This window comes from Winogradskyella sp. HB-48 (assembly GCF_049942685.1).
Lineage (GTDB): Bacteria > Bacteroidota > Bacteroidia > Flavobacteriales > Flavobacteriaceae > Winogradskyella.
The window spans coordinates 2,201,498-2,228,189 of record NZ_CP187934.1; the positions used below are offsets into that span (position 1 = coordinate 2,201,498).

General features: G+C 35.3%; 19 protein-coding genes. 5 read left to right on the forward strand and 14 right to left on the reverse strand.

Annotation, left to right across the window (positions count from 1 at the left end; translation table 11 throughout):
- The first annotated feature begins 49 nt into the window (after positions 1-49).
- A complete protein-coding gene (locus tag ACPX19_RS09940; RefSeq protein ID WP_426429852.1) occupies positions 50-1,507 on the forward strand; it encodes a magnesium chelatase in 1,458 nt (485 codons plus the stop codon).
- A 15-nt stretch (positions 1,508-1,522) separates the two neighbouring features.
- Here ACPX19_RS09940 and ACPX19_RS09945 read toward each other — a convergent pair whose 3' ends face one another.
- The 7 genes from ACPX19_RS09945 to ACPX19_RS09975 all read right to left on the reverse strand — a co-directional run bounded on the left by ACPX19_RS09945 (position 1,523) and on the right by ACPX19_RS09975 (position 8,807).
- Complete coding sequence (locus ACPX19_RS09945; protein ID WP_426429853.1) at positions 1,523-2,071, reverse strand: PepSY domain-containing protein; 549 nt, start codon at positions 2,069-2,071, stop codon at positions 1,523-1,525.
- Between the two features lie 83 nt (positions 2,072-2,154).
- Positions 2,155-2,724, reverse strand: a complete 570-nt coding sequence (locus ACPX19_RS09950) for a YdeI/OmpD-associated family protein (protein WP_426429854.1) — start codon at positions 2,722-2,724, stop codon at positions 2,155-2,157.
- Position 2,725: 1 nt separating this feature from the next.
- Positions 2,726-4,351 carry a M1 family metallopeptidase gene (locus tag ACPX19_RS09955; RefSeq protein ID WP_426429855.1) on the reverse strand — a complete coding sequence of 542 codons (1,626 nt, stop codon included), beginning with the start codon at positions 4,349-4,351 and terminating at the stop codon, positions 2,726-2,728.
- A 2-nt stretch (positions 4,352-4,353) separates the two neighbouring features.
- Complete coding sequence (locus ACPX19_RS09960) at positions 4,354-4,704, reverse strand: hypothetical protein (protein WP_426429856.1); 351 nt, start codon at positions 4,702-4,704, stop codon at positions 4,354-4,356.
- Positions 4,705-4,706: 2 nt separating this feature from the next.
- Positions 4,707-6,053 carry a M28 family metallopeptidase gene (locus ACPX19_RS09965; RefSeq protein ID WP_426429857.1) on the reverse strand — a complete coding sequence of 449 codons (1,347 nt, stop codon included), beginning with the start codon at positions 6,051-6,053 and terminating at the stop codon, positions 4,707-4,709.
- Positions 6,054-6,055: 2 nt separating this feature from the next.
- Positions 6,056-7,201 carry a DUF6265 family protein gene (locus ACPX19_RS09970; protein WP_426429858.1) on the reverse strand — a complete coding sequence of 382 codons (1,146 nt, stop codon included), beginning with the start codon at positions 7,199-7,201 and terminating at the stop codon, positions 6,056-6,058.
- A 7-nt stretch (positions 7,202-7,208) separates the two neighbouring features.
- Positions 7,209-8,807, reverse strand: coding sequence for a nuclear transport factor 2 family protein (locus tag ACPX19_RS09975; protein ID WP_426429859.1), 1,599 nt, complete (start codon positions 8,805-8,807; stop codon positions 7,209-7,211).
- A gap of 269 nt (positions 8,808-9,076) precedes the next feature.
- Between ACPX19_RS09975 and ACPX19_RS09980 the strand changes: the two genes are divergently transcribed.
- On the forward strand, positions 9,077-9,907 hold the full coding sequence (locus ACPX19_RS09980) for a T9SS type A sorting domain-containing protein (RefSeq protein WP_426429860.1): 831 nt from the start codon (positions 9,077-9,079) through the stop codon (positions 9,905-9,907).
- Between the two features lie 66 nt (positions 9,908-9,973).
- Here ACPX19_RS09980 and ACPX19_RS09985 read toward each other — a convergent pair whose 3' ends face one another.
- From ACPX19_RS09985 to ACPX19_RS10010, 6 genes are all read right to left on the reverse strand, one after another.
- Positions 9,974-11,782, reverse strand: coding sequence for an acyl-CoA dehydrogenase family protein (locus tag ACPX19_RS09985; protein WP_426429861.1), 1,809 nt, complete (start codon positions 11,780-11,782; stop codon positions 9,974-9,976).
- 25 nt (positions 11,783-11,807) lie between these two features.
- The gene (locus ACPX19_RS09990; RefSeq protein WP_426429862.1) at positions 11,808-12,998 is read right to left on the reverse strand and encodes an acetyl-CoA C-acyltransferase; all 1,191 of its coding nucleotides are present in this window, start codon (positions 12,996-12,998) and stop codon (positions 11,808-11,810) included.
- 4 nt (positions 12,999-13,002) lie between these two features.
- On the reverse strand, positions 13,003-15,396 hold the full coding sequence (locus ACPX19_RS09995) for a 3-hydroxyacyl-CoA dehydrogenase/enoyl-CoA hydratase family protein (protein ID WP_426429863.1): 2,394 nt from the start codon (positions 15,394-15,396) through the stop codon (positions 13,003-13,005).
- Between the two features lie 4 nt (positions 15,397-15,400).
- The gene (locus ACPX19_RS10000) at positions 15,401-15,850 is read right to left on the reverse strand and encodes a MarR family winged helix-turn-helix transcriptional regulator (RefSeq protein ID WP_426429864.1); all 450 of its coding nucleotides are present in this window, start codon (positions 15,848-15,850) and stop codon (positions 15,401-15,403) included.
- A gap of 150 nt (positions 15,851-16,000) precedes the next feature.
- The gene (locus ACPX19_RS10005) at positions 16,001-16,396 is read right to left on the reverse strand and encodes a hypothetical protein (protein ID WP_426429865.1); all 396 of its coding nucleotides are present in this window, start codon (positions 16,394-16,396) and stop codon (positions 16,001-16,003) included.
- A 94-nt stretch (positions 16,397-16,490) separates the two neighbouring features.
- Positions 16,491-18,266 (reverse strand): AMP-dependent synthetase/ligase, encoded by a 1,776-nt coding sequence (locus tag ACPX19_RS10010; RefSeq protein ID WP_426429866.1) that lies wholly within the window; start codon positions 18,264-18,266, stop codon positions 16,491-16,493.
- 360 nt (positions 18,267-18,626) lie between these two features.
- Between ACPX19_RS10010 and pflB the strand changes: the two genes are divergently transcribed.
- From pflB to ACPX19_RS10025, 3 genes are all read left to right on the forward strand, one after another.
- The gene (pflB, locus tag ACPX19_RS10015; protein WP_426429867.1) at positions 18,627-20,852 is read left to right on the forward strand and encodes a formate C-acetyltransferase; all 2,226 of its coding nucleotides are present in this window, start codon (positions 18,627-18,629) and stop codon (positions 20,850-20,852) included.
- Between the two features lie 94 nt (positions 20,853-20,946).
- Positions 20,947-21,660 carry a pyruvate formate-lyase-activating protein gene (pflA, locus tag ACPX19_RS10020; protein ID WP_426432451.1) on the forward strand — a complete coding sequence of 238 codons (714 nt, stop codon included), beginning with the start codon at positions 20,947-20,949 and terminating at the stop codon, positions 21,658-21,660.
- 40 nt (positions 21,661-21,700) lie between these two features.
- The gene (locus ACPX19_RS10025) at positions 21,701-22,957 is read left to right on the forward strand and encodes an L-lactate MFS transporter (RefSeq protein ID WP_426429868.1); all 1,257 of its coding nucleotides are present in this window, start codon (positions 21,701-21,703) and stop codon (positions 22,955-22,957) included.
- A 16-nt stretch (positions 22,958-22,973) separates the two neighbouring features.
- On the opposite strand, the gene purL is transcribed toward ACPX19_RS10025, so the two are convergent.
- On the reverse strand, positions 22,974-26,636 hold the full coding sequence (gene purL, locus ACPX19_RS10030) for a phosphoribosylformylglycinamidine synthase (protein WP_426429869.1): 3,663 nt from the start codon (positions 26,634-26,636) through the stop codon (positions 22,974-22,976).
- Positions 26,637-26,692 lie beyond the last annotated feature (56 nt).

Genomic DNA, 26,692 nt, shown 5'->3' on the forward strand with positions numbered 1-26,692 from the left:
TAAAAACAGAATTGCTAATAGTCAAAAGCAAATAGCCAAAAGCTAGAAAATGAAAGACATTAAAACACTAGGAGAATTAAAAAAATCAGGATATCAATCTAAATCGATTAAAGACGAATTAAGAGATAACCTTATTGAAAATATAAAGAACAAAATCAATACGTTTCAAGGTATCCACGGTTATGAAAACACAGTGATTCCTGAATTAGAACGTGCGATATTATCACGACACAATATCAACCTTTTAGGATTACGTGGTCAGGCAAAAACACGCTTGGCACGTATGATGGTGACATTATTGGACGAATATATTCCAGTTGTGGAAGGTTCGGAAATTAATGACGATCCTTTACAACCTATTTCACGCTATGCAAAAGAGCTCATAAAAGAAAAAGGTGACAATACACCAATCTCTTGGTTACATAGAGATGAACGTTTTGCAGAGAAATTAGCCACTCCAGATGTTACTGTTGCTGATATTATTGGAGATGTAGATCCTATAAAAGCAGCAAATTTAAAGTTGAGCTATGCCGATGATCGTGTGATTCATTTTGGGATGATTCCTCGAGCCAACCGTTGCATCTTTGTGATTAATGAGTTACCAGATTTACAAGCAAGAATTCAAGTAGCTTTGTTTAATATTTTGCAAGAAGGAGACATTCAGATAAGAGGATTTAAGCTAAGATTACCTTTAGACATGCAATTTGTGTTTACCGCAAATCCTGAAGATTATACTAATAGAGGTAGTATTGTTACTCCTTTAAAAGATAGAATAGGGTCTCAAATTTTAACACATTATCCTAACAGTATTGAGGTTGCTCGCGAAATAACTTTACAAGAAGCACGTTTAGAACAGTTTCAAGCTAATACCGTTTATGTCCCAGATTTAGCAAAGGATATTTTAGAACAAATAAGCTTTGAAGCTCGTGAAAGCGATTACATTGACGTAAAAAGTGGTGTAAGTGCTCGATTGAGTATTACAGCTTATGAGAATTTAATGAGCACGGCAGAACGTAGGGCACTGCTTAATGGAGATAGCCACACAACGGTAAGACTATCGGACTTTATAGGTGTTATTCCGTCTATTACGGGTAAGGTAGAATTGGTATATGAAGGCGAACAAGAAGGTGCTTATTACGTGGCTAATTTATTGCTAGAAAGCGCTATAAAAACGTTATTTCCAGAGTATTTCACAAAGATTGAAAAGCTTCAAAAACAAGATGAAGAAACCCCTTATGATGAATTAGTCTCTTGGTTTTTTAATGGAGATGGCTTTGAGTTGTTAGATGATGATAACGATGTAACTTATAAATCAAAACTAGATAGCATTAAGCCTTTAGATAATTTAATAGCAGATTACCAACCCGATATAGACCCTAAGGATGTCTATTTTGAAAAGGAATTTATACTCTGGGGATTGGCACAGTTTAAGAAGTTATCTAAATATAAATTTAAAGAAGGAACACAGTTCAAAGATCCTTATGGAAGTTACATAAGCGGACTCTAGAGTATCATAATTCTATTAGTTTTTATTCTTTTTGATTTGTTTTGGCTTTTTCCAAAGCCAAAACCCGCTAAACGATAAGAACAAAAGTCCCAATCCTAAAACAGAGGAATATAAGAGTTTTACTGTTTTTCCTTCAGAGTTTACCAAATAGTCTATAATAGAACCGTCATGTATCATTTCTATGATGTCTGCGGTTCTTATTTTTTGTGAAAGGATTTTTCCTGTGTAACAATCTATTTGTAACTCTGTAAAATGAGTTTGAAACCTAACTTTTGCAATTCCTTTTCTGGGCCTATAATCTATTCTATTAATAGTGGAAGACAGGTTTAGGTCTTCAATATGCTTTATGGCAATGGTTTCAATTTTGCTAAGAGGCAGTAAATCTTGATTCGTAGTTACAGATTTTTGTGATGGTGGCTTAAGCTGCAATTCATCTTTCCAAGCAAGTAAAATACCGCTTAAGCTTACTATCGCAATGAATGTGAGTAGTAACATGGCAGTATAGCGATGCCATTTGCGATACCACCTAACGGATTGTGCTAAAGATTTGTTTTTAGATTTCAAAATAATAAATAAACCAGCAAACTAAGAAAATTCCTTTGTTATTTCTCTTAATAAGACGTTAACGAAAACTATAAATAAGATTACTAGCCACTTCGACTTTTAATATTACGACTGCAGAGTTTTATAATTTCTTCAATTCTTTTTTGTCTTGTGCCTTCCCGTTTTGCACTGTGTAACCATGATAAGTAGCTCTTTTGATAGCCTTTTGAAAAGTTTTGATAGTTTTCAAAAGCTTGTGGATTAGCATTAAAAGCATTTTGCAAATCTTCAGGAATAATACCATTTTCTACATTGTCCATGGCTGTCCACGTACCTGTTTTTTTAGCAAGTTTAATCATTTCCCAACCAGTATCGTGGATGAGTCCTGCTTTTTCTAGTTGCTTTACATAAGATTTGTTGAGAGCACTCCAAGTACTTTTGGGATTGCGTTTTGTAAAATACTGTTGTCTTTTGCCATTGCCCAAACTTTTTACCGTTGAGTCAATCCAACCAAAACAAATAGCAATTTTTACGGCTTCTTCCCAACGCATAGATGGTAGGTGATGTTCTATTTTGTAAAAAATCAAATAGACTGCATCATGTTTTTGATGATTGTTTAGTAGCCAATCGTACCAGTCGGTGTCTCGTTCAAAATAGAGTTCAGGTATTTCCACTTTATAACTTTTTCGAATAAATATAAAAGTCTTTATCTACTGCAAATTCTTCAGTTGTAATAGGCTTTGTTTTCCATTCAGAATTTGGAAAGATCCACTCGTGTTTGCCATCAATTTCAACTTCTATAGGCATATCAAAACCACCTACAATATCTACATATCGAAATTTAAGCAGTTTATTTTCAATCTTATATTCTAAAGTTGGGATTTTAGTTGTTCTTAAATACTGATTGAAAAACGCCCTTAGGTCTTTGTTTGTTTTTAAACTTATATAATCTTCTATTTGTTTTGATGTTACCGTTTTATGATAAAAGTCTTTATTTAATCCTCTAAGAATTTGCCTCCAAAGTTCATCATCTTCAATGAGTTGTCTTAACGTATGCAGCATATTGGCTCCTTTGTAATACATATCTCCAGAGCCTTCATGATTTACACCATACTCACCAATCAAAGGTCTGTCGTTTTGTATTCTTTTGCGCGTTCCAATAACATATTCAGCTGAAGCGTCTTTGCCATAATAATAGTCCAGAAACAGGTTTTCTGAGTATGCTGTAAAGCCTTCATGAATCCACATATCTGCAATATCTTTATTGGTGATGTTGTTGGCAAACCACTCGTGTCCACCTTCGTGAATGATAATAAAATCAAATTTTAAACCCCAACCAGTACCAGATAAATCATTTCCTAAATAACCGTTTATATATTGATTTCCATAGGTTACAGAGCTTTGATGCTCCATGCCTAAATAAGGGACTTCAACAAGTTTAAAACTATCTTCATAAAATGGGTAAGGGCCAAACCAATGTTCAAAAGCCTTCATCATTTTTGGTGCGTCTTTAAACTGTTCTTTGGCTTTTTCAAGGTTGTAAGATAAGACCCAATAATCCATATCCAGTTTTCCTTTTTCACCGTTATAGACTTCAGAAAAGTTTACATAATCGCCGATATTTACGTTGACTCCATAATTATTGATTGGGTTAGAGACAAACCAATGCGATTTAACCTTATCACCTAAATCTTCTAGCTTTCTCAGACGGCCATTAGATATATTGGTTAAACCTTTAGGATTGGTAATACTAATAAGCATACTATCCACTTCGTCATACATATGGTCTTTGTTTGGCCACCACACGCTAGCGCCTAAACCTTGGCAAGATGTTGCAATAAAATGTTTTCCGTTTTTATCTTTTTTCCATGAAAACCCGCCATCCCAAGGTGCGCGCTTTGCTTCTTTTGGATAACCTTGGTAATGCACTACTATAGAATTTATGTCACCAACATTTTGTTCATATAGCGTAATAAAAAAAGCGTTACCATCTCGTACTACAGGAAGCGGTTTACCATTCTGGGTCACTTTAGTAATTTCCATAGGTTCTTGCAAATCTACCTGCATAATTGTACGTGGTAGTAAGACTTTATATTGAATGGTATTGATGCCAGAAATAAACTTTTCTTCTGGCTTTACCTCAATATCTAAGTGGTAATAAGTAAGGTCCCACCATTCGCGCTCAGGAGTAATACTCCCTCTAAGAGTATCTTGTCTTGTAAAGTTATTTTGGTTTTGAAGGGGTTGCGCTTCAATTGAAGATATTATCAGTGCAAAAAGTAGGAGTAATCTATATTTCACTATTATGTCATTTTTTGTTTCAGATATTTGTGAAGCATTATGCTGCCCAAAACTAAATTGGTCCCTAAGTATAAGGTACCAAAAATAAGAAGGTTTGTATAATTTTGATTGGCGACTTCAAACTCTGATAATTCAGATAGTAATGCTAAAACTAAAAATAAAGTGAGAACAATAACAGTAACCGAAATTATTAATCCTAGAGTGGGCTTTTTATTCATTATTTGGTAGAATATAATAGCTAATAAACCAATAGCGAAAGGATTAAAAAGATTTGCAGTTAAGATCCAGTAATAAACAACTGATACAATTAAAAATAATTCAGGGATTAGAGGTTTTAATTTTGAAACATTCATGATTATCTAATTATTTTATTTGGAAAAACCACCACACTTTCGTGACCATTCTCATTAACAGCGGCAACTCCAAATAGTGAATTGTCTATAACTATACCTGTTAATGTAAACTCATTAACGTCTCCAACATATCTACTATTGTCCCAAGTAGGAGAAGTTGTGTCTCTCCAATAGATTTTATAGCCTTTTGCACCATCAACTTTATTCCATTGTAGTTTTACTGAGGCTTCAACGATTCCACCAATACTAACGTCTTCTGGAGAAGGTGGAGCAGAGGCAAGGCATGCCATGGTAATTGCATTTACTACAGTTAGTTTTTTACAATATGGAAAATTAACATGCTCAAAAGTATCTCCATAGTTTATACCGTTTTCTGTTCTAATATCTTGATGTTGTTGCGTGTAATTTTCGTGAGCTTCCATAATTCGTATTCCTGCAAAGCCAAGATCGTTAAAAGGTCTGTGATGTCCACCACGACCGAAACGATCGAGACGATAAACCATCATCGGATTCATTTCTGGCATGTAGGTTTTAGTTGTTGCGTAAACGTATCTAGCAAGCTGGCGCGAAATACCATCGACTTCTCCACCATAAAAACGTCTTGCTCTTGCTTGTCTAGCTAATTTTTCAGGATCGGTTTCATCTGTGGTTATAGGCTCAGAGAAAATCCTGAAGGTTCTATTGTCAATAACTCCATCTACACCTTCAATATTACCAATCATGTCATTATTAAGCACACCAATAATATCCCAATTATTTTCTTTTGCATATTTAGCGAAACCTTGTCCTCCGAAAAGCCCTTGTTCCTCACCGGAAAGTCCTAGGTAGACAATACTACTTTCAAATTTGTATTTTGAAAGTACTCTGGCAGCTTCCATAGCGCCAGCCATGCCTGTGGCATTATCGTTTGCACCAGGTGAATCTGAGGTATAATCGTTGGGATCTGACACTCTAGAATCTATATCTCCGCTCATGATGATGTAGCGATTAGGATATTTTGTGCCACGTTGAATAGCCACAACATTAACAATGTTAACATCTTTGGTAATGCGTTGGTTGGTTCCTTTTTCAAAAAAGTTTTCTTGGTAAAACACTTCTAAACAATTATTACAATCTTCAGAAATATTATCGAATTGTGACTTTATCCAACGTCTTGCTGCACCAATACCTCGAGTGTCAGAAATGGTATCACTTAACGTATGACGTGTGCCAAAATCGGCCAAAGTTTTTACATCATTTTTTAGTCGTTCTTCTGAAACAGCGTCAATTATATCGTAAATCTTAGGGTCTGTTTGACAATATGTTGCAGAAGCGTAAAGTAGTGTAAGAATTAGAAATGTTTTTTTCATTTTTAATCAATTAGTTTTAATGTTCCAAAAATATTAGCGTCAATCCAGCCACGGTTTTTATCCTCACCTTCAACTGGTATAGAACCTATAAAGTTTTCGCGATGTTCACTATTGTCATTATCACAATAGGCTAGGGCAAATCCTATGTTTTTGCCGGCTAATAACTCTATAGGAGTATTTTTCTCATCGTCTTTATAAGTGTCATCAAACACCAAAATTTTTACCTCCCAAACAGATGTATTTTCTTTTGTAATCCGTTTAGATTCTAGATGCGAATTATAGAGTTTTCCTTGCTTGTCAGTGGACATATCGACCACATTACCATCTAAAGCTATATGGTAGGCAAATGCATTATGGTTATACTGATGCTCACCGCCACTGTTGTCTTCGTCTATAAAAATTTCGAGACAATCATCATCCCACCATGCAATTAATGGGTCTTCATTAATATCTATTAGTTTGTCATCTCTTATCTCTGCCAAGAGGTATAGTGCCTTTTTAGTCCAAGCAAGTTTGTATCTACCCTCAAAATCGGTTGAGTTATATTGGCTACCTAGCCAAAGTTGGTCTATAGGATACCATTTTGTGTTCTGCCAGATGTTTTCATCACCTATACCGTCGATTTTCGGATTGGATTGGGCTTTTTTTACATTTTGAGTAGGTTTTAATGGTTTTTTAGTTTGCTTTTTATAGTTGAATTTTACAGTCTCTATTTTGTTATTTTCATTAATGTCTACATAGATGTTCATTTCATTATCTGAAACTTTTTCAAAGGTCATACCTTCAAAGACAACTTTGTTTGCTGTTATATGCTTTAAGGGAAAATCTACGGTTTCATCCTTGTTTTCCCATCCCTTTAGGTCTGGGCCAAAATGTTTTAGTTGGAGAATTAATGAATTTTCAACCTCTCTGATGACTTCTATTTCATAAAACTTTACTTTTCCATCAACTATTAATTTAAAAGTAGCCATCATTGAACCTCCAGAGGGCTCGCTCCAAATTTCTTCGGTAATACCACCAAAGGCTTCACCATACCATGTGCCTGAGATCCAAGCGATATTTTCTAACTTAGGATCAAGAGTATTCTTATCTTGAGAATAAGTATATAAACCAATTGTTAGTACTAAAAGGGTTATAATATTTTTCATAGTTTAATTATTGAATAAAGGTAACTTTTGAAATTAAACCATCATCTACTTCATAAATGGCTATTGCATAGTATGTTTTTCCGTTTATAATTGCTTTTTCTTTGTCAATGACTTTGTTGCCCAAAACAATTCTGTTCATAATTTCTGCATTAAGATCTGGAACTTTTTGGAAGATTACCTGATATCTTTTTTCCAATTCTTCTATACCATTAGAAGTTATATTTTCAGGAAATTCATATAGTTTAACATCTTTTGCATAAGTCTTGGTGAATTCATCGATATCCCTTTTGTTATAGGCTTCAAGCTGATCATTAACAATAGTTTCAGGGTTTGAAGTTGATTTTCTGTTTCTAATAAAAGTCATGGATTTTATACCATCTTTATCTACATTATATATGGTAGCCTGTCTTATAGTAAGATTGTTTAATGTTACCAATTCTTCGTCAACAACGTAATTATTCAGCACCATACGGTTTAATACCTTAACGTTAGATTTTTTGTTATTTCTGAAGAATTCACGGTAATTTTCCTTTAGGGTATTTCTACCTGAATACATATAATCCTTTGGAAATTTATTTACCACAACATTTGCATCAAAAGCATTTGCAAAGTCATTAAGTTGCCTATTATTAAAAGGGCCTATATGTTTTTGAACTACAGCAGCAGCTTCAGACTCAGATAAGATTGGTGAAGCTTCAATGTTTTCAGTAAGAGTTTTATTGGTTTCTATCTCTTCTTTGTCTGATTGTAAATCAGCTGCAATTAATAATTTTGTACCATCATCATTAACTGCTAAACGTGTAATATTAGTAATACCGTAAGAGGATAAGTCTGCTATTTTTTTCCAATTGTTATCTTTTTTTAGGGTTAGTTTATACAGAATACCATTTTTTCCAGATAGCAGTGTTTTACCATCTAGCCAGCAAATATCCTCGACACCTTCCATGGTATTGGCGATAAGTCTTGTGATGCCATTATTAGGGTTTAACGATCTTATTTGCCATGTTTTATCAGTTTCTTTATAGATAAAACTTACAAGATTAGAGTTAGGGATTTTATGGAACGAGCGGCCAACACTTGTTGCATATTTTCTGTTGGTACCATCTGTAGTATTACTAACGTATAAATTAAGTTGCTCGTTTTCAATAACGGCAGAAACTATTGAGCTATCGTCGTACCAAGTGTAGTAGGCAACAACCAAATCTTTTATTAGCTCAGTAGACTCACCATTGCTTAGATTGTAACTATATAAACGTTGTTTGTTGTCTGGATCTAGTCTAACAGCAGAAACCGCATTTTTATTTGGAATTTTTAAAGGTGTGTATTCACCGCCTTTAGTAAAATTTATAAATGTTTTTGATTTATAATTTATATGATATTGAGCAATATCGGTTTGTCCATTTCTTGTTGAAGCGTATAGCACACTATCATCACCGAAAAATGAAGGTTGATTATCATATCCATCATTATTGGATATGTTGATGCCATTAGAAACTTTAATTTCAGAGTTGTTTTTTTCTAAGTCGAAAAGAAAAACTTCGGTATTGGATTGTGAAAAGGAGAGGGTAGATAAAAAGGGAAATAGGATTAAAAAATAATATTTCATGATATAGCAAGATTGATTCCTTAAATATAAGAATTATCTAGGTTGTTATTCCTTAAAATATTTTAATTAAAAATTAAAGAAGTACAATCAAATACTATCATAAATAAGTGATACAATTTATCGATGAAATTTACAATTCAGTTCATTTTAGCGAATTATTGGGCTTTTAAAATGTATTAAACTTCCAATCCATGATATTTTTTGAATATTTAGGTACATAAAACCAACAAAACCTTTAGTCCATCGAGTAACTTAATCCCTCTAGAGTTATGAAAACTATTACTTCATACATTAAGAATATAGGCGTATTTATTTGCCTTTTGTTATTACAAATTAGTTTTGGGCAAAGCACTTCAACTGTAGATGATAATAACTCTTTACCAACAGATGAATTAAACATATCTACAGAAACTGATGATAGACCTAAAATAAGACTACAGTTTACATCTGTAGGCATTATTAATAGACAAATTCTTTTAACAGTAGATGAAAATTGTACTGATGGTTATGATTGGGGATATGATGGTCATTTATATGATGTGCAAGTTGACGATATGTCCTGGTTAATTAATGATGAACTATTTGTAATACAAGGTATAGGCAGCATAGATATAAATGCAACGTCATTGCCCCTAAATATTAAAAAAACTGATGTAGGAGATGTGGTAATTACCATTGAATCTTTAGAGAATATTCCTGATGATTTAGATATAATACTTCATGATACTGAGTTGGGAACAAATTATGATTTAAGAAATGTTGATTATCAGGCCACATTACCAGCTGGTATTTACGAAGGTCGATTTGTGTTAGGATTTCAAAACCCAAGCGCATTGAGTATTGATGATAATGAAGAAGAACAATTAGATTTTTATTATGCTTCTAACAGGGATAAATTAGTTGTTCTTAATCCAACAGGCTCATCTTTAAACACTATTGATGTTTATAATATAGCAGGTCAACTAGTTCATAATATTAAAGACTTACTAAAAGGTTCTAGTACAGAGTATGATTTAGAGAATCTCACTAGAGGTGTCTATATAGTGAGATTAAATACAGATGATGGTAAGCTTATTACTAAAAAGATTATAATCAATTAAATCAATTTATTTAAAAAAAAGCCAATTCAATTGAATTGGCTTTTTTCATTTCTAACTTAAACTTAATTAAAAACAGTACTCATTTTCTTCAGATAATTTATCTGCAATCTGAGTACGTAAGGCAACAACATTTGGCATGTTGGTGTACTTTGTAAATCGCTTAAGGCCCATTAGCATCATACGTTGCTCATCTCCTTCAGCAAAACTTACAATTCCTTCTTTTGCATTTTTTATAATAATATCAACTGCGTTGTACAAGTACAACTTAGCCATTGCTATTTGATGTGATTGCGCCTCTTCTCCAAAACGCTTAGCATTCTTTTCGGTTCTTAAAATAGTAGATTCTGCCATGTATATCTCAATTAAGATATTTGAAGCTGCTAATAATAACTGTTGGTGTTTTTCTAAGTCTGGTCCATATTTCTGAACTCCGGCACCAGCAACCATTAAGAATACCTTTTTAAGTTTAGCAATCATCTCTTTTTCTTCAGAGAATAACTCAGAGTAATCTGGTGTGTCAAATGAAGGAATACCCATTAACTCATCAGCGACTTTCATAGCAGGACCTAATAAGTCTACATGACCCTTCATAGCTTTCTTTACGAGCATACCAACGGCCAGCATTCGGTTAATTTCGTTAGTTCCTTCATAAATTCTTGATATACGAGCATCTCTCCAGGCAGATTCCATTGGTGTATCAGCAGAGAATCCCATACCACCAAACACTTGTATACCTTCATCTGTACAGTTTTGAATATCTTCAGACACAGCTACTTTTAAAATGGAACACTCAATAGCATATTCTTCTACACCTTTAAGTTCAGCTTCTTGATGAGTATTTCCTGAATCAACACGAATATTAATGCGATCTTCAATATTTTTTGCAGCTCTATAACATGCAGATTCACCAGCGTAGGCACTAGTTGCCATTTCGGCTAATTTAGATTTAATAGCACCAAACTTTACAATTGGAGTTTTAAACTGTACGCGCTCGTTAGCATATTTTACGGCCTCTGTAATTACACGACGTTGCGCATCTAAACAAGCAGCAGCTAATTTAATACGACCAACGTTTAAGGCATTCATTGCAATTTTAAATCCGCCACCACGCTCAGACAACATATTTTCAACAGGTACTTTAGTGTCGTTAAAAAACACCTGACGTGTAGAAGAAGAGTGAATACCTAATTTATGTTCTTCTTCACCCAAGGTAATACCATTAGGATTGTCTTTATCGTATTCAACAATAAAGCCAGTAATGTTTTTATCATCTTCTATACGAGCAAAAACAATAAATGTTTCTGCAAAGCCAGCATTAGAGATCCACATTTTTTGTCCTGAAATCAAATAGTGTTTACCATCATCAGATAAAACGGCTTTTGTTTTACCAGAGTTAGCATCAGATCCTGCTCCAGGCTCAGTTAAACAATAGGCTCCAAATTTTTCACCAGTAGCTAAAGCAGGAACATATCTTTTCTTTTGTTCTTCTGTGCCATACAAAGTGATCGGCATTGTACCAATACCAGTATGTGCACCAAATGCAGTAGCGATAGATCCTGTAGCGCCAGAGATGTAATCACAAACTAACATGGTAGAAACAAATCCCATTTCTAAGCCATCGTACTCAGCAGGAACCGCAATACCTAGTAAGCCCAAATCGCCAGCTTTACGCATTATTTCTTCTGTAAGAGCGTAATCTTTCTTTTCAAAACGCTCCTTGTTTGGCCAGATTTCTCTATCTACAAACTCTTTTACGGTTTCCAACATCATCTTTTGTTCCTCAGTAAAATCTTCAGGCGTAAAGATGTCGTCACAACTAGTCTCTTTCACGAGGAATTGTCCTCCTCTTAAAATGTCTTTTTCTACAGTCTCCATTTTTTTATAGGTTATAAGTTTCTTCTTAATTTAAAAATTCAAAAATTCCAGCAGCACCTTGACCTGTACCAACGCACATGGTCACCATACCATATTTATTTTTCATATTGCGTTTACGCATTTCGTCAAATAGTTGTACGGAAAGTTTTGCACCTGTACAACCAAGAGGATGGCCTAATGCAATAGCGCCACCATTGACATTTACAATATCTTGGTTGAGGTCTAGCTCTCGCATTACGGCTAAAGATTGTGATGCAAAAGCTTCGTTAAGCTCTATTAATTCAATATCGTTTTGGGATAATCCAGCCTGTTTTAGTGCTTTTGGAATCGCAGCTACAGGTCCTATGCCCATAATTCTAGGTGGCACACCTGCTGCGGCATAACTTACTAATCGCGCTATTGGCTCAAGATTTAACTCTTTTACCATGTTCTCGCTCATTACTAGTACTAATGCAGCACCATCACTGGTTTGAGATGAGTTCCCAGCGGTTACGGAACCGCCTTGAGCGAATACAGGCCTTAGTTTTGCTAAGGCTTCAATAGTTGTCCCTTTTCTTGGTCCTTCATCTTTAGAAACGGTAAACTTGCGCGTCGCTTTTTTACCATTGCCATCAACATAAGTTTCTTCTAATTCAATTGGTACTATTTGATCTTGAAATTTATTTTCTTCAAGCGCTTTTAAAGCTTTCATATGTGAGTGGTAAGCAAACTCATCTTGGTCTTCTCTAGAGACGTTGTATTTGTTTGCAACTGCTTCTGCAGTATTACCCATTCCCCAATAGTAATCTTCGTGACCAGCATTTACGATATCGTAGTTTAGTTCTGGCTTAAAACCTGTCATAGGAACAGAACTCATGCTCTCTGCACCACCAGCAATAATACATTCTGCCATACCAGCTTGAATTTTGGCAACAGCCATGGCAATGGTTTCTAATCCAGACGAACAAAATCTATTAACAGTTACACCTGGCACATCAACCGTATTTAAACCAATCAATGAAATAATTCGTGCCATGTTAAGGCCTTGAGACCCTTCTGGCATGGCATTACCAACAATAACATCATCAATACGAGTAACATCGAAATCTGGTAATTTACCCATCATGTACTGAATGGTTTCTGCCGCGAGTTCATCAGCTCTTTTAAATCTAAAACCACCTTTTTTGGATTTACCAACTGCAGTTCTATATCCTTTTACTATATATACTTGTTTCATTTTCTTAATTTCTTAAAGGTTTACCTGTTTTTAGCATGTGCTGAATTCTTTCAAGAGTTTTTCGCTCTGTACAAAGCGAAAGGAATGCCTCACGCTCTAAATCAAGTAAATATTGTTCTGTAACTAGAGTTGGTTCAGATAAATCACCACCAGCCATTACGTAGGCTAGTTTATTGGCAATTTTTTGATCGTGCTCACTGATGTAGTGACTTGCTTCCATAGCGTCTGTTCCTACTAAGAACATACCTAAGGCTTGTTTACCAAGTACTTTTACATCTTTGCGTTTTACAGGTTGAGTATAACCAGCATCTGCTAACAGTCTTGCATGCGCTTTGGCTGTTGCGATTTGACGATCTTTGTTTACAACTACAACATCTTTTCCTTTTTGAAGGACGCCTAAATCAAAAGCTTCGTAAGCAGAAGTCGCTACTTTAGCCATACCAATAGTTAAGAAATACTCTTGTAAAACATTCAGTTCAACATCACCTTTGTTAAAAGTGTCCGCAGCTCGCAATGCCATTTCCTTAGAGCCACCACCACCAGGAATAACACCAACACCAAATTCTACTAAACCAATATACGTTTCAGCAGCAGCTACAACTTTATCTGCATGCATTGATAACTCACACCCACCACCTAAGGTCATGCCATGTGGTGCAGCAATTGTAGGTATAGAAGAATAACGCATACGCATCATCGTGTCCTGAAAGTATTTGATAGCCATGTTAAGCTCGTCATATTCTTGCTCAACGGCCATCATAAATATCATTCCAATATTGGCGCCAACAGAAAAATTGGCTCCTTGGTTACCAATTACTAATCCATCAAAATCTTTTTCGGCTAAGTCCACTGCTTTATTTAAGCCCGCTAAAACATCTCCGCCAATGGTGTTCATTTTAGATTGGAATTCACAGTTTAATATACCATCTCCAAGATCTTCTATGACTACACCAGAGTTTTTAAATACCTCGTTAGATTTTCTTATATTATCTAATATGATAAAACTATCCTGACCAGGAATTTTTTGTTGTGATTTTGAAGGAATATCATACACATAAGATGCTCCGTCTTTTACAGTATAGAACGATGAGCTACCAGATGCTAACATCTCGTTAACCCAAGTATTAGGTACTAGACCTTCGGCTTTCATCATTTCAATGCCAGCTTCTACACCAATAGCATCCCAAATTTGAAAAGGACCGTGTTCCCAACCAAATCCTGCTTTCATAGCATCATCAATTTTATATAAATCGTCTGTGATTTCAGGAATACGATTAGATACATATGCAAATAGGGCTGCAAAACTCTTTCTGTAGAATTCTCCTGCTTTGTCTTTACCTTTTACTAATACTTTAAAACGGTCTATAACTTTGTCTATAGTTTTGGTAAGTTCTAGAGTACCAAATTTCGCCGATTTTTTATCACGGTATTCTAAACTGTTCAAATCCAGTGATTTGATGTCTTTACCTTCTTTTTTGTAGAATCCTTGACCTGTTTTACTTCCTAGCCACTTATTTTCCATCATAGTATTAATAAAATCTGGTAAGGCAAAAAGCTCGTGACGTTCATCGTTAGGACAGTTTTCTCTGATACCATTAGCGACATGCACAAGAGTGTCTAGACCTACAACATCTACAGTTCTAAACGTTGCTGATTTTGGGCGTCCTATTACTGGGCCAGATAATTTATCTATCTCTTCAATAGTTAAGTCTAAATCTTTTACAGTATGAAAAAGACTCATTATACTAAAGATTCCTATTCTATTACCAATAAAAGCTGGTGTGTCTTTAGCAATCACAGAGGTTTTTCCAAGGAATTGTTCACCATAACCATTTAAAAACTCTAGAACAGAAGCATCGGTTTTTGGACCTGGAATGACCTCAAATAATTTTAGATAGCGAGCGGGATTGAAGAAGTGCGTTCCGCAGAAGTGCTTCTGGAAATCTTCACTTCGGCCTTCGCTCATAAATTTAATCGGAATACCTGAGGTATTTGAAGTTATTAAAGTACCAGGTGTTCTGTATTTTTCAAGCTTTTCGAACACTTGTTTTTTAATGTCTAAACGTTCCACAACGACCTCCATAATCCAATCAACATGAGCAACTTTAGCAATATCGTCTTCTAAGTTACCGGTTGTGATGCGGTCTTTAAATGAAGGGTGGTAGAGTGGTGCTGGCTTAGATTTTATTGAGGCCATTAGTGCATCGTTAACCAGGCGGTTGCGCACTACTTTATCATCCAAAGTTAGGCCCCTGGCTTTTTCAGAATCATTCAGTTCCCTGGGTACAATGTCCAATAAAAGGACATCTACACCAATATTGGCAAAATGGCAGGCAATACCGCTTCCCATGATACCTGAACCAATGATGGCGATTTTCTTTATTCTTCGTTTGCTCATTGTTTTAAATTGTGTTCTTTTGATTGTATATTTTTTTGTTGGAAATCATATTATTGATAAGTTCAGCCACTTCGTAAAAATGTTCGATTTTTTCTGAACTTATATTTGATTTTATAGCGTCATTGAAGGTTAAAACACGTTCGCGGGAGTAGGCTCTTTTTTCTTTACCAAATTCGGTTAAATGGATTAAGACCCCACGACCATCTTCTGGATTTGGTTTCCGTGTAATTAATCCCTTTTCTTCCATTGATTTCAATGTACGTGAGAGGCTCGTTGCTTCCATACCCATTTTTGGACCAAGAGAAGTAGAAGGGGTGCCTTTCTCAGGGTCAATACTTAATAATGCAAAACCAGTAGCCATGGTAGTGTCAAATTTTGAAGCCTCTTCGTTATACATCTTGTTGACTGCTAACCAAGTGGTTCTTAGTACATAATCTATTGTTTTATCCTTCATTTTTATCTAGTGAGTACCAAAGATATAAAAAAATACTATGCATGCATAATAAATATATAAAAATTATGCATGCATAGTAAATTTAAAATGTAAAGAAAAAGACTTCATTTTAATTGAAGTCTTTTAATTATAATTTAGTCTTGAAGCGTGCTAATTAAGTTTTCCACTTATAGCAGCGATTACCGCACCGGTTATTGCTGTCATTACAATGGTTATAACAATATCTACGGCAAACATCTCATATGTCATCTCTGTATTCATTGCCAATCCAAAAAAACCATAGTATAATGCCGTGAAAATACCAATTACGGCACCTGCTTTTGCACCAGAGGCGGCTGTTGATATTTGCGCCCATTTATTGTAAATAAACGAAATAAACAAACCATAGGTTACACAACCTAATAAAATTAAAATCATAGTATTAGCAGACTCTTCTGGTTGTGGGAAGAAACTTGCGAAAAGAATACCGTAAAAAAGCCAGCCCAAAAGCCAATTAGCGACTCCTCCGACAATACCACTGATAAGAAATGTTTTTGTTTTCATCATAAAATATTTTTAGTTAGTAATGTAAATTTACATTTTTAACATTATATTTTATAAAATATTAATAAAAACGTGAAAAAATTATGAAAAATATAATCTAATCTCTGTAGATTTTTTCATATAAATCTTGATAGATGTGTTTAATAACATCGCGTTTCATTTTCATGGTAGGAGTTAGGTGACCAGCATCAATCGTCCAGGCTTCAGGTGTTAATTCAAAACGCTTTATTTGCTCCCATTTACCAAAGTTCTTATTGTATTTTTCAACTTCTTTTTGAATGCGATTAATTACAATTTCGGATGTAGCAATCTCTTTTTCCGTTGTACCTATAGTATGCCCTTTATATTCTATCCAGTCTCGGATAAATTCAAAATTAGGCTGAATAATGGCACCAGGCATTTTTTCACCTTCACCTACAACCATAACTTGTTCAATAAACAAAGACTGTTTTAGATCATTCTCTAAAAGTGTTGGAATGATGTACTTGCCTCCGGATGTTTTAAACATTTCCTTTTTTCGTCCTGTAATTTTTAAGAAGCCATCTTCGTCTATAATTCCTTTGTCACCAGTATGGAAATACTTACCGGTCATGACATCAGCGGTTTTTTCAGGATCTTTGTAATAGCCCATCATAACGTTAGGTCCTTTGATTAGTATTTCACCATCCTCGGCGATTTTCACCTCTACATTTTTTATAGGTTTCCCAACAGTACCGACTTTGTAGTGTTTGTCTTTATACATACCTACAGAAACAACAGGTGAAGTTTCGGTAAGTCCATAGCCCTCCATAACTCGCATTCCAGCGGCTGCAAAAATACGAGACAGGCGTGGCTGTAATGCAGCACTTCCCGAAACCATGGTGCGTAATTCCCCTCCAAGTGCTTCTCTCCATTTGCTAAAAATAAGTTTGTTGACAATACGAAGTTTAAACTCGTACCAAGGACCATTAGCTTTGTAGGGTTCCCATACTTCACCTAATTGTACGGCCCAAAAGAAAAGTGCTTTTTTTATACCGGTAAGTTCTTCTCCCTTTAGCATTATTTTATCAAACACTTTTTCCAGTAATCTAGGAACAACACTCATTAAATGCGGTTTAATTTCTTTAGCATTGTCTCCGATTTTATCTAAAGCTTCAGCAAAATAAATCGAGGTGCCGGCGTATTGATAAACATATATGAGGACACGTTCAAAAATATGACAAATAGGTAAAAAGCTTAAAACTCTAGTTTCTCCAGATGTCGGTAAAGGTACTCGAGGAGAGCTGTCCAATACGTTGCTCGTAATATTCCAATGACTTAACATGACACCCTTTGGTTTTCCAGTTGTACCTGAAGTATATATGATTGTTGCTAAATCATCTGGTTTAACAGCCTCTTTTCTTGCTTCAACCTCATTTTGATTGCTCTCATCCTTACCTAATTCAAACAACTCAGAGTAATGTTTACAACCGTCGATATGGTCAAAAGAGTAAACCTCTTTTAGCTTAGTTTTGGACTGCACTTTTCTAACTTTACTCAGCACTTCTTCATCCGACACAAAGCAATAAATCGATTCGCTATGATTTAACACATATTCATAATCTTCAGCAGATATTGTTGGGTAAATCGGGATATTTTGGGCTCCTACTTGAAGCACACCAATATCCATAATATTCCACTCCGTTCTATTGGTTGTGGATATAAGGGCGATTTTGTCATTTTTTTGAACCCCCAATTTTAGTAATGCGCGACTTACAGCATTAGCCTTGTCGATGTATTCTTGAGTAGACATCGGTGTCCATTTACCGTCATATTTGGTGATTAAGGCTTTTTGGTTGGGTTTATGCTTTAACTGATAATAGGGAAAATCAAAAAGGCGAGTAACTTCAGTCATAATAGTTTGTGCAAATAATTAGTCGGATTATTACGAAAATATGAAAATCTATCCTATAAATATGGTTATTTGAATAATGCAGGCGTTTTTTTTAACAAAATTTTGCCAGATTTCAATTTAAACCTTGATTTTTCCTAAAAAATTATCGCCTTTTCTGGATTATGAATACCAACAACTAAAAAGTTATAAAATTATTCTTTTCAACTTTCCTTATTTCAAACGTTTTCGTTGATAATCCCTTTATTTGTAAGGGATTGAAAAAACAAAACATGATAAAAATCAGTATTAATAATTTATTTCAGAGGTAATTTTGTATCGCTGAAAAAACATAATTTTTTTAAGATATAAAATCACATAATCATGGAAGTAAAACAATTCCTGGAAGGTCTATGGACAGAATCAGTAAACGTTAGAAGTTTTGTTTTTAATAACATCACACCTTATCACGGTACGGCTGAATTTTTAGAAGGTCCAACAACCAAAACAGAAAAGCTTTGGGACATTTGTAAAAATGCCATGGCAGAGGAACGCGCTAATAATGGTGTACGCTGTATAGATACAGATACAATTTCTACTATAGATGCTTTTGAAGCAGGATATATTGACAAAGAAAACGAGGTAATTGTTGGTTTGCAAACCGATGAGCTCTTAAAGCGTACTATGAAACCTTTTGGTGGATTTAAAGTTGTTCAAAATGCACTTTCTGAGCACGGTCTAGAACCAAATGAAAAGATAGCAGAACTCTTTTCAAAATATGTTAAAACACATAATGATGGTGTTTTTGATGTATATAATGATGAAATTAAAAAATACAGGTCACTTGGTATTTTAACAGGCTTGCCAGACAATTATGCAAGAGGGAGAATAATCGGTGATTACAGACGTATTGCACTTTATGGTATAGACTTCTTAATTGAAAAGAAAGAAGAAGATCTAACAAAAATTACAGGGCCTATGACGGATGAAGTCATTAGGTTGCGTGAAGAAGTGTCTGAACAAATTAAGGCGTTAAATGCCATGAAGCGTTTAGGTGAAAAGTATGACTTGGATTTAAGCAGACCTGCAGAGAATGCGAAAGAAGCCGTTCAGTGGACGTATATGGCATACTTAGCAGCTGTAAAAGAGCAAGATGGTGCAGCTATGTCGTTAGGTAATGTATCTACGTTTTTAGATATATATATCGAAAATGATTTACGTGAAGGTATCATTACTGAAGCTGAAGCTCAGGAATACATTGATCAATTTGTAATGAAGTTGAGAATGGTGCGTCACTTGAGAATGAAAGCTTATGATGAAATATTTGCTGGTGACCCAACTTGGGTAACAGAAGCCATTGGTGGTATGTTCTCGGATGGTAGAACAAAAGTTACCAAAACATCTTATCGTTTCTTAAATACGCTATATAATTTAGGACCTTCACCAGAACCAAACATGACGGTATTATGGTCTGATGATTTACCTGAAAACTTTAAAAAATTCTGTACTAAGGTTGCCATAGAAACCTCTTCGTTACAATTTGAAAATGATAGATTAATGCGAGAAGTACGCTACAGTGATGACTATGGTATTGCTTGTTGTGTATCGCATCAGGACCTAGGTAAGTCTATTCAATTTTTTGGAGCTAGAACCAATTTAGCCAAAACTTTATTACTGGCCCTAAATGGCGGTAAATGTGAGTTAACTGGTGTACGGATTTTTGATGGTGTACCAATTGATAAAGATGAGGTTTTAGATTTTGATAAGGTGATGACTAACTTCAAAATTGCTATGCAAGAAATTGCAAGAGTCTACAGTGATACTATGAATATCATTCATTATATGCATGATAAGTACTATTATGAGAAAGCTCAGATGGCTTTAATTGATACAAATCCGCATATAAATATTGCCTATGGAATAGCTGGTTTATCAATTGTTGCAGATTCATTGTCAGCTATTAAATATGCTAAGGTTAAACCAATTAGAAACGAAAAAGGATTAACTGTTGATTTTGAAATCGAAGGTGAATTCCCTAAGTACGGTAATGATGACGATCGCGTAGATTATCTTGCAGCTCAAGCTGTAGCAGATTTTAATAATGAGCTTAAGCAATTCCCGGTTTATAAAAATGCAGAACCTTCGTTATCTGTTTTAACCATAACATCTAATGTTGTTTATGGTAAAAAAACAGGGGCAACTCCAGACGGTAGAGCATTAGGCGTGCCATTTGCGCCAGGAGCTAACCCTATGCATGGTCGCGACGAGCTTGGCGCTATAGCATCATTAAATTCGGTAGCTAAAATCAATTATCGAGATGCTCAAGATGGTATTTCTAATACCTTTTCAATTGTACCAAAATCCTTAGGTTCTGATATTGAAACCAGAGTTGAGAATCTGACGTCAATACTCGATGGGTATTTTGAGCACGATGCACAGCACGTTAACATTAATGTGTTAGATAAAGAGACATTGCTTGATGCTATGGAACATCCTGAAGAATATCCACAACTAACCATTAGAGTTTCTGGTTATGCGGTTAATTTTGTTAGACTTACAAGAGAACAACAGTTAGAGGTGATTTCGAGATCGTTCCATGAAACGATGTAATTTGACTAATAAAAGCATCTGAAAATCTCTTTTCAGATGCTTTTTAAATTCCAAGCTTATTAAAACGCAAGAAAACATATTAAACGTTCATTCCATTGAATCTTTTGGTACGCATGACGGTCCTGGAGTACGATTTGTAATCTTTCTACAAGGCTGTAAATTAAAGTGTTTGTACTGCCATAATCCTGATACTATTGCTATGGAAGGTGGTAAACCTTACCATGTCAATGAACTTTTTGATTTAATCTTAAAGTCAAAGTCATATTTCGGAAAAAATGGTGGTGTCACAGTATCTGGTGGTGAGCCATTATTACAGGCAAAGGCACTTATTCCGTTATTCAAAAAATTGAAGGAAGAAGGCATTCATACCGCTTTAGATACAAATGGTAGAATACTTAATCATTTTGCAGAGGAGCTTATGGATAAGTATACGGATTTAGTAATGCTGGATATTAAACATATGACTGAAGATGGCTATGAGTATATCACAGGTATGGAGAATAACCAGACTACATTCAATTTTTCTCAATACAGAGAACGTTCAAAAAAAACCATGTGGTTACGTTATGTTTTAATTCCCGGTATTACAGATCATCCGGAATTATTAGTGTCAATGGGTGAATATTTCAAAGATTATCAATCCATAGAAAAAATAGAAATTCAACCTTATCATAAACTTGGTGTTCATAAATGGAAGGAGTTAGGTTGGGATTATCAGTTGAAAGATGCCAGAGAGAATACCGAAAATGAAATTGAAATTGCAAAGGAAATTTTAAGACCCTATTTCAAATCTGTAGTAGTTAATTGATAAACGCAATAGTAATTATTTAAATGAAAACTAATTAGATATGAATACTCAAAAATTAAAAAACCGTTGGTTAATAGCACTTTCTGCAGTTGGAATTCACATCTCAATTGGTTCGGTTTATGCTTACTCTGTTATTACAAATCCTGTAAAGGACATTTTTGATGTTGAAGGCAGTGTTATTAAATGGGCATTTAAAATAGCAATTCTGCTATTGGGCTTATCTGCAGCATTTCTTGGTCGCTGGGTAGAAAAAGTAGGACCTAAAATTAGTGGTACAGCAGCAGGATTGTTTTATGGTATAGGTATATTGGGTTCTGGTTTGGCCGTACAATTAGGGTCATTATCTTTATTTTATTTGTGCTATGGAGTGATTGGTGGTATTGGACTAGGGCTTGGTTATATAACACCGGTAAGTACGTTGGTAAAATGGTTTCCGGACAAACGTGGTTTGGCGACTGGTATGGCAATAATGGGATTTGGATTTTCGGCATTAATCTTTGGGCCAGTCATGCAATCTTTGTTTGAATCTGTTGGTGTTTCTATGGCATTTTATATTCTCGGCGCAATATATATGATACTTATTTTATCGTCTTCACGATACATTGAAAAACCACCAGAGGGGTATTTGCCAGATGGCTTTAAACCAGGCGAGGGTAAAACTATTAAGGAGGATATTTCGAATATAACGGCTAATGCAGCATTAAAATCTTCACGCTTTTATTACATGTGGATTATGATGTTTATCAATATCACGTGTGGTATAGCGGTTATTGCAGCCGCAAGTCCTATGATGCAAGAAAAGTTAAGTTACACTCCAATGGAAGCAGCAGCCGTTGTAGGTCTTATTGGGGTGTTTAATGGATTTGGACGAATTTTATGGTCGAGTCTTTCAGATTATTTAGGAAGAGCCAATGTTTATATTCTGTTCTTTGTGTTTCAGATATTGGCATTTTATTTCTTACCTGAGATAACAATGGAGTTACTTTTCTTACTCATTCTATTTACGGTGATTACTATGTATGGCGGAGGTTTTGCAACCCTACCTGCATTTTTAGGTGACCTATTTGGTACGAAACAATTAGGTGCTATCCATGGAATGATATTGGCTGGTTGGGGACTCGCGGGTGTTGTGGGACCAACTATCTATGACGTAGTAAAGCGCTCAACAGGTTCTTTAGACATTACACTAAAGGTGTTTTCAGTACTGTTTGTTGTGGCACTTATTGTTTCATTACTAATGAAGCGATCTGTTAACAAAGCTTACAAGGCAAAAATGAGTAAATTAAAAGTGGCTTAGAATTAGTTTTATATTGCTAATGCTTTTCAATCCATTTCCTAGCATTCACGAAAGCTTCAAGCCAAGGTGAAACTTCGTCCTTTCGGTCTTTAGGGTAATATGCCCAATTCCACTGAAATGTAGAGCGCTCTATGTGTGGCATGGTCACTAAGTGTCTGCCTGTTTTATCGCACATCATTGCAGTATTATAGTCAGAACCATTAGGGTTATGAGGATATTCAGCATAACCGTATTTAGCAACTATATGATAGTTGTCTTCAGAATATGGTAAATGAAACTTCCCTTCACCGTGCGAAATCCAAACCCCTAGTGTATGACCGGCTAAACTTGAAAGCATAATAGAATTGTTATTTTGAATTTTAACCGAAGTGAATGAGCTTTCATGTTTATGGGAATCGTTATGTACCATTTTACCGTGTTGCTCATGGTCTGGATTAACAAGATCTAACTCCATAAAGAGTTGGCAACCATTACATATACCTACCGATAAGGTATCGTCTCTTTCAAAGAATTTTTTAATAACTTCGTTTGCCTTACTATTATACTTGATGGCTCCAGCCCAACCTTTTGCAGAGCCTAGTACATCAGAATTTGAGAATCCGCCAACAGCGCCCAAAAACTGAATGTCCTCTAACGTTTCACGACCCGAGATTAAATCGGTCATATGCACATCCTTAACATCAAAACCAGCTAGGTACATTGCGTTTGCCATTTCACGTTCAGAATTACTTCCTTTTTCTCTAAGAATGGCTGCTTTAGGTCTAGGTTTAGTGTTATCAATATTAGGTAATTTACCCGTAAAATGATTTGGGAACGTATATTGAAGTGGTTGTTGCTTGTAGTTGTTGTAACGTGTTTTAGCCAAACCATTAGCGGTTTGTTTTTGGTCGAGTAGGTAAGAGGTTTTGTACCACATGTCTCTTAAACGAGAGATGGTCATGGTAAATACATCATTTCCATTAATAATACCTAATACATCAGCATTAGTCACTTTACCTATGTTCTGAAAATCAATACCAGCCTCGGTTAATGTGTTTTCAATACTATCATCTAAAGACTGAATAACAATACCGCAATTCTCAGAAAACAAGACTTTGAATGAGTCTTTTTCAGATAAAGAAGTAATATCCAATTCAGCACCGAGATTATTATCCGCAAAACACATTTCTAAAAGTGTGGTGATGAGTCCACCTGAAGCTACATCATGTCCTGCAACGATTTTATCGTCTTTAATTAAATTTTGTAGGGTATTAAAAACTGTTTTTACATACGATGCACTTTTTATACTTGGAGTTGTTTCCCCAACTTTATTATTGATTTGTGCAAACGAGCTACCACCCAATTTAAAATTATCTTGAGATACATTAATATAATAAATATCACCCTTGTTTTTCTGAAAAACAGGCTCTACCGTTTTAGTAATATCGTTACAATTAGCAGCTGCCGAAATGATAACCGTACCAGGTGAAATAACATCTCCATCAGGATATTTTTGTTTCATGGATAAGGAATCTTTACCGGTTGGTACATTGATTCCTAATTCTATAGCAAACTCTGAGACGGCTTTTACTGCCTCATATAATCGTGCATCTTCACCTTCGTTTTTACAAGGCCACATCCAATTGGCTGAAAGCGAAACACTTTTTAATCCATCTTTTAATGGTGCCCAAATAATATTAGTTAACGCTTCGGTAATGGAATTGCGACTACCAGCAATAGGATCAATGAGTCCTGAAATAGGTGAGTGCCCAATACTTGTTGCGATACCTTCTTTACCTTTAAAATCTAAAGCCATAACACCAAGATTATTTAATGGTAACTGTAGTGGGCCAGCACATTGTTGTTTCGCCACCCTACCACCAACACAGCGGTCGACTTTATTGGTGAGCCAATCTTTACATGCCACAGCTTCAAGTTGTAAGACCTGGTCGAGATAATCATAAAATTTGTCTTTGCTATAAGTAATGCCCGAATACTGTTTTTCTAATGTGATGTCGTTCATTATTGTTTTGGGAGAGCTGCCAAACATATCTTCTAAGGCTAAATCCATTGGTTTGTCACCTTTAGTTTTAGATTCAAATGTAAAGCGATGTTTGCCTGTTACTTCACCGACATCATAAATAGGTGAGCGTTCTCTGTCTGCAATTTTATGCAATATTTCAAGATGCTCATCAGCAATAACCAATCCCATACGTTCTTGAGATTCATTTCCAATAATCTCTTTAGCCGAAAGGGTATGGTCTCCAATAGGGAGTTTGTCTAAATCTATATGTCCGCCAGTATCTTCGACCAATTCCGATAAACAATTTAAATGTCCACCAGCTCCATGATCGTGAATAGAAACTATATAATTTTCATCACTTTCTACCATGCCACGTACAGCATTAGCAGCACGTTTTTGCATTTCGGGATTGGAACGCTGAACGGCATTTAGCTCTATACCCGTATCGAACTCACCTGTGTCAGCAGATGAAACAGCAGCACCTCCCATACCAATTCTATAGTTATCTCCACCTAAAATCACAATTTTATCACCTGTTTTAGGCGTTTCTTTTATCGCTTGGTCAGCCTTGCCATAACCGATACCGCCTGCAAGCATTATGACTTTGTCATAACCAAGTTTGTCATTTTCTTCTTGGTGTTCAAAGGTCAATACAGAACCGCAAATCAGTGGTTGACCAAATTTATTACCAAAATCTGAAGCACCGTTGGAAGCTTTAATAAGAATATCCATGGGCGTTTGGTATAACCATTTTCGTTCAGGAAATGCCTTTTCCCAAGGACGTTCTTCTTCTAGTCGCGAATACGAAGTCATGTAAACGGCAGTTCCTGCCAAAGGGATAGAACCTTTACCACCAGCAAGACGGTCTCTAATTTCACCACCAGAACCTGTGGCAGCACCATTGAAGGGTTCTACTGTTGTAGGGAAGTTATGTGTTTCTGCTTTTAAGGAAATTACAGATTCAAAATCTTTTGTTTGGTAATAGTCAGGTACATCAGCACGCTTTGGAGCAAACTGTTCAACAACAGGTCCTTTAATAAAAGCAACATTGTCTTTATAAGCTGAAACAATGTCGTTAGGATGTTGCTTAGATGTTTCCTTAATCATTTTGAATAAGGATGTTGGCTTTTCTATACCATCTATAACAAACGTACCATTAAAAATTTTATGACGACAGTGCTCTGAATTTACTTGTGAAAAACCAAATACTTCAGAGTCTGTTAGTGGTCGTCCTATTTTTTTAGAGACACTTTCTAAATATTCAATTTCTTCTTCACTAAGCGCTAATCCTTCCTGTTGGTTGTATGCTGCTATATCTTCAATATTCTGAATGGCTTCAGGTTGAATATTTATAGTAAAAACATTTTGAGATAAACCATTAAATTTCTCTGAAATCATTGGATCGTAACCTTTGAAATCTTCTGAAACAGATGTAAACTCCTCAATACGTAGAATTCCTAAAATCCCCATATTTTGGGTGATTTCAACAGCATTGGTACTCCAAGGAGTAATCATAGCGGCTCTAGGACCAACAAAAAAAGCATCTAGTGATGCTTGTTCTATTTTTGGCTGGTTGCCAAATAACCATACCAATTTTGAGATGGTTTCAGTTGATAATTCTTTTGTGGCTTGAACAGCAAAAACTTTGCTGTTTTGGTTTCCAAAGAAATGAATCATTTGAGTGTTGTGTTTGGTGTGAAAAATAAAAACACAAAGTTAATTCATTTTGAAAT

Excerpts from the sequence above, each read along its gene's own strand:
- ACPX19_RS09965 (WP_426429857.1), bottom strand. The coding sequence starts at position 6,053 with ATGAAAAAAACATTTCTAATTCTTACACTACTTTACGCTTCTGCAACA.
- ACPX19_RS09995 (WP_426429863.1), bottom strand. The coding sequence starts at position 15,396 with ATGAGCAAACGAAGAATAAAGAAAATCGCCATCATTGGTTCAGGTATC.
- ACPX19_RS09980 (WP_426429860.1), top strand. The coding sequence starts at position 9,077 with ATGAAAACTATTACTTCATACATTAAGAATATAGGCGTATTTATTTGC.
- ACPX19_RS09970 (WP_426429858.1), bottom strand. The coding sequence starts at position 7,201 with ATGAAAAATATTATAACCCTTTTAGTACTAACAATTGGTTTATATACT.
- ACPX19_RS09975 (WP_426429859.1), bottom strand. The coding sequence starts at position 8,807 with ATGAAATATTATTTTTTAATCCTATTTCCCTTTTTATCTACCCTCTCC.
- ACPX19_RS09960 (WP_426429856.1), bottom strand. The coding sequence starts at position 4,704 with ATGAATGTTTCAAAATTAAAACCTCTAATCCCTGAATTATTTTTAATT.
- ACPX19_RS10005 (WP_426429865.1), bottom strand. The coding sequence starts at position 16,396 with ATGATGAAAACAAAAACATTTCTTATCAGTGGTATTGTCGGAGGAGTC.
- ACPX19_RS09940 (WP_426429852.1), top strand. The coding sequence starts at position 50 with ATGAAAGACATTAAAACACTAGGAGAATTAAAAAAATCAGGATATCAA.
- ACPX19_RS10025 (WP_426429868.1), top strand. The coding sequence starts at position 21,701 with ATGAATACTCAAAAATTAAAAAACCGTTGGTTAATAGCACTTTCTGCA.
- purL (WP_426429869.1), bottom strand. The coding sequence starts at position 26,636 with ATGATTCATTTCTTTGGAAACCAAAACAGCAAAGTTTTTGCTGTTCAA.
- ACPX19_RS09990 (WP_426429862.1), bottom strand. The coding sequence starts at position 12,998 with ATGAAACAAGTATATATAGTAAAAGGATATAGAACTGCAGTTGGTAAA.
- ACPX19_RS10000 (WP_426429864.1), bottom strand. The coding sequence starts at position 15,850 with ATGAAGGATAAAACAATAGATTATGTACTAAGAACCACTTGGTTAGCA.
- ACPX19_RS09985 (WP_426429861.1), bottom strand. The coding sequence starts at position 11,782 with ATGGAGACTGTAGAAAAAGACATTTTAAGAGGAGGACAATTCCTCGTG.
- ACPX19_RS10010 (WP_426429866.1), bottom strand. The coding sequence starts at position 18,266 with ATGACTGAAGTTACTCGCCTTTTTGATTTTCCCTATTATCAGTTAAAG.
- pflB (WP_426429867.1), top strand. The coding sequence starts at position 18,627 with ATGGAAGTAAAACAATTCCTGGAAGGTCTATGGACAGAATCAGTAAAC.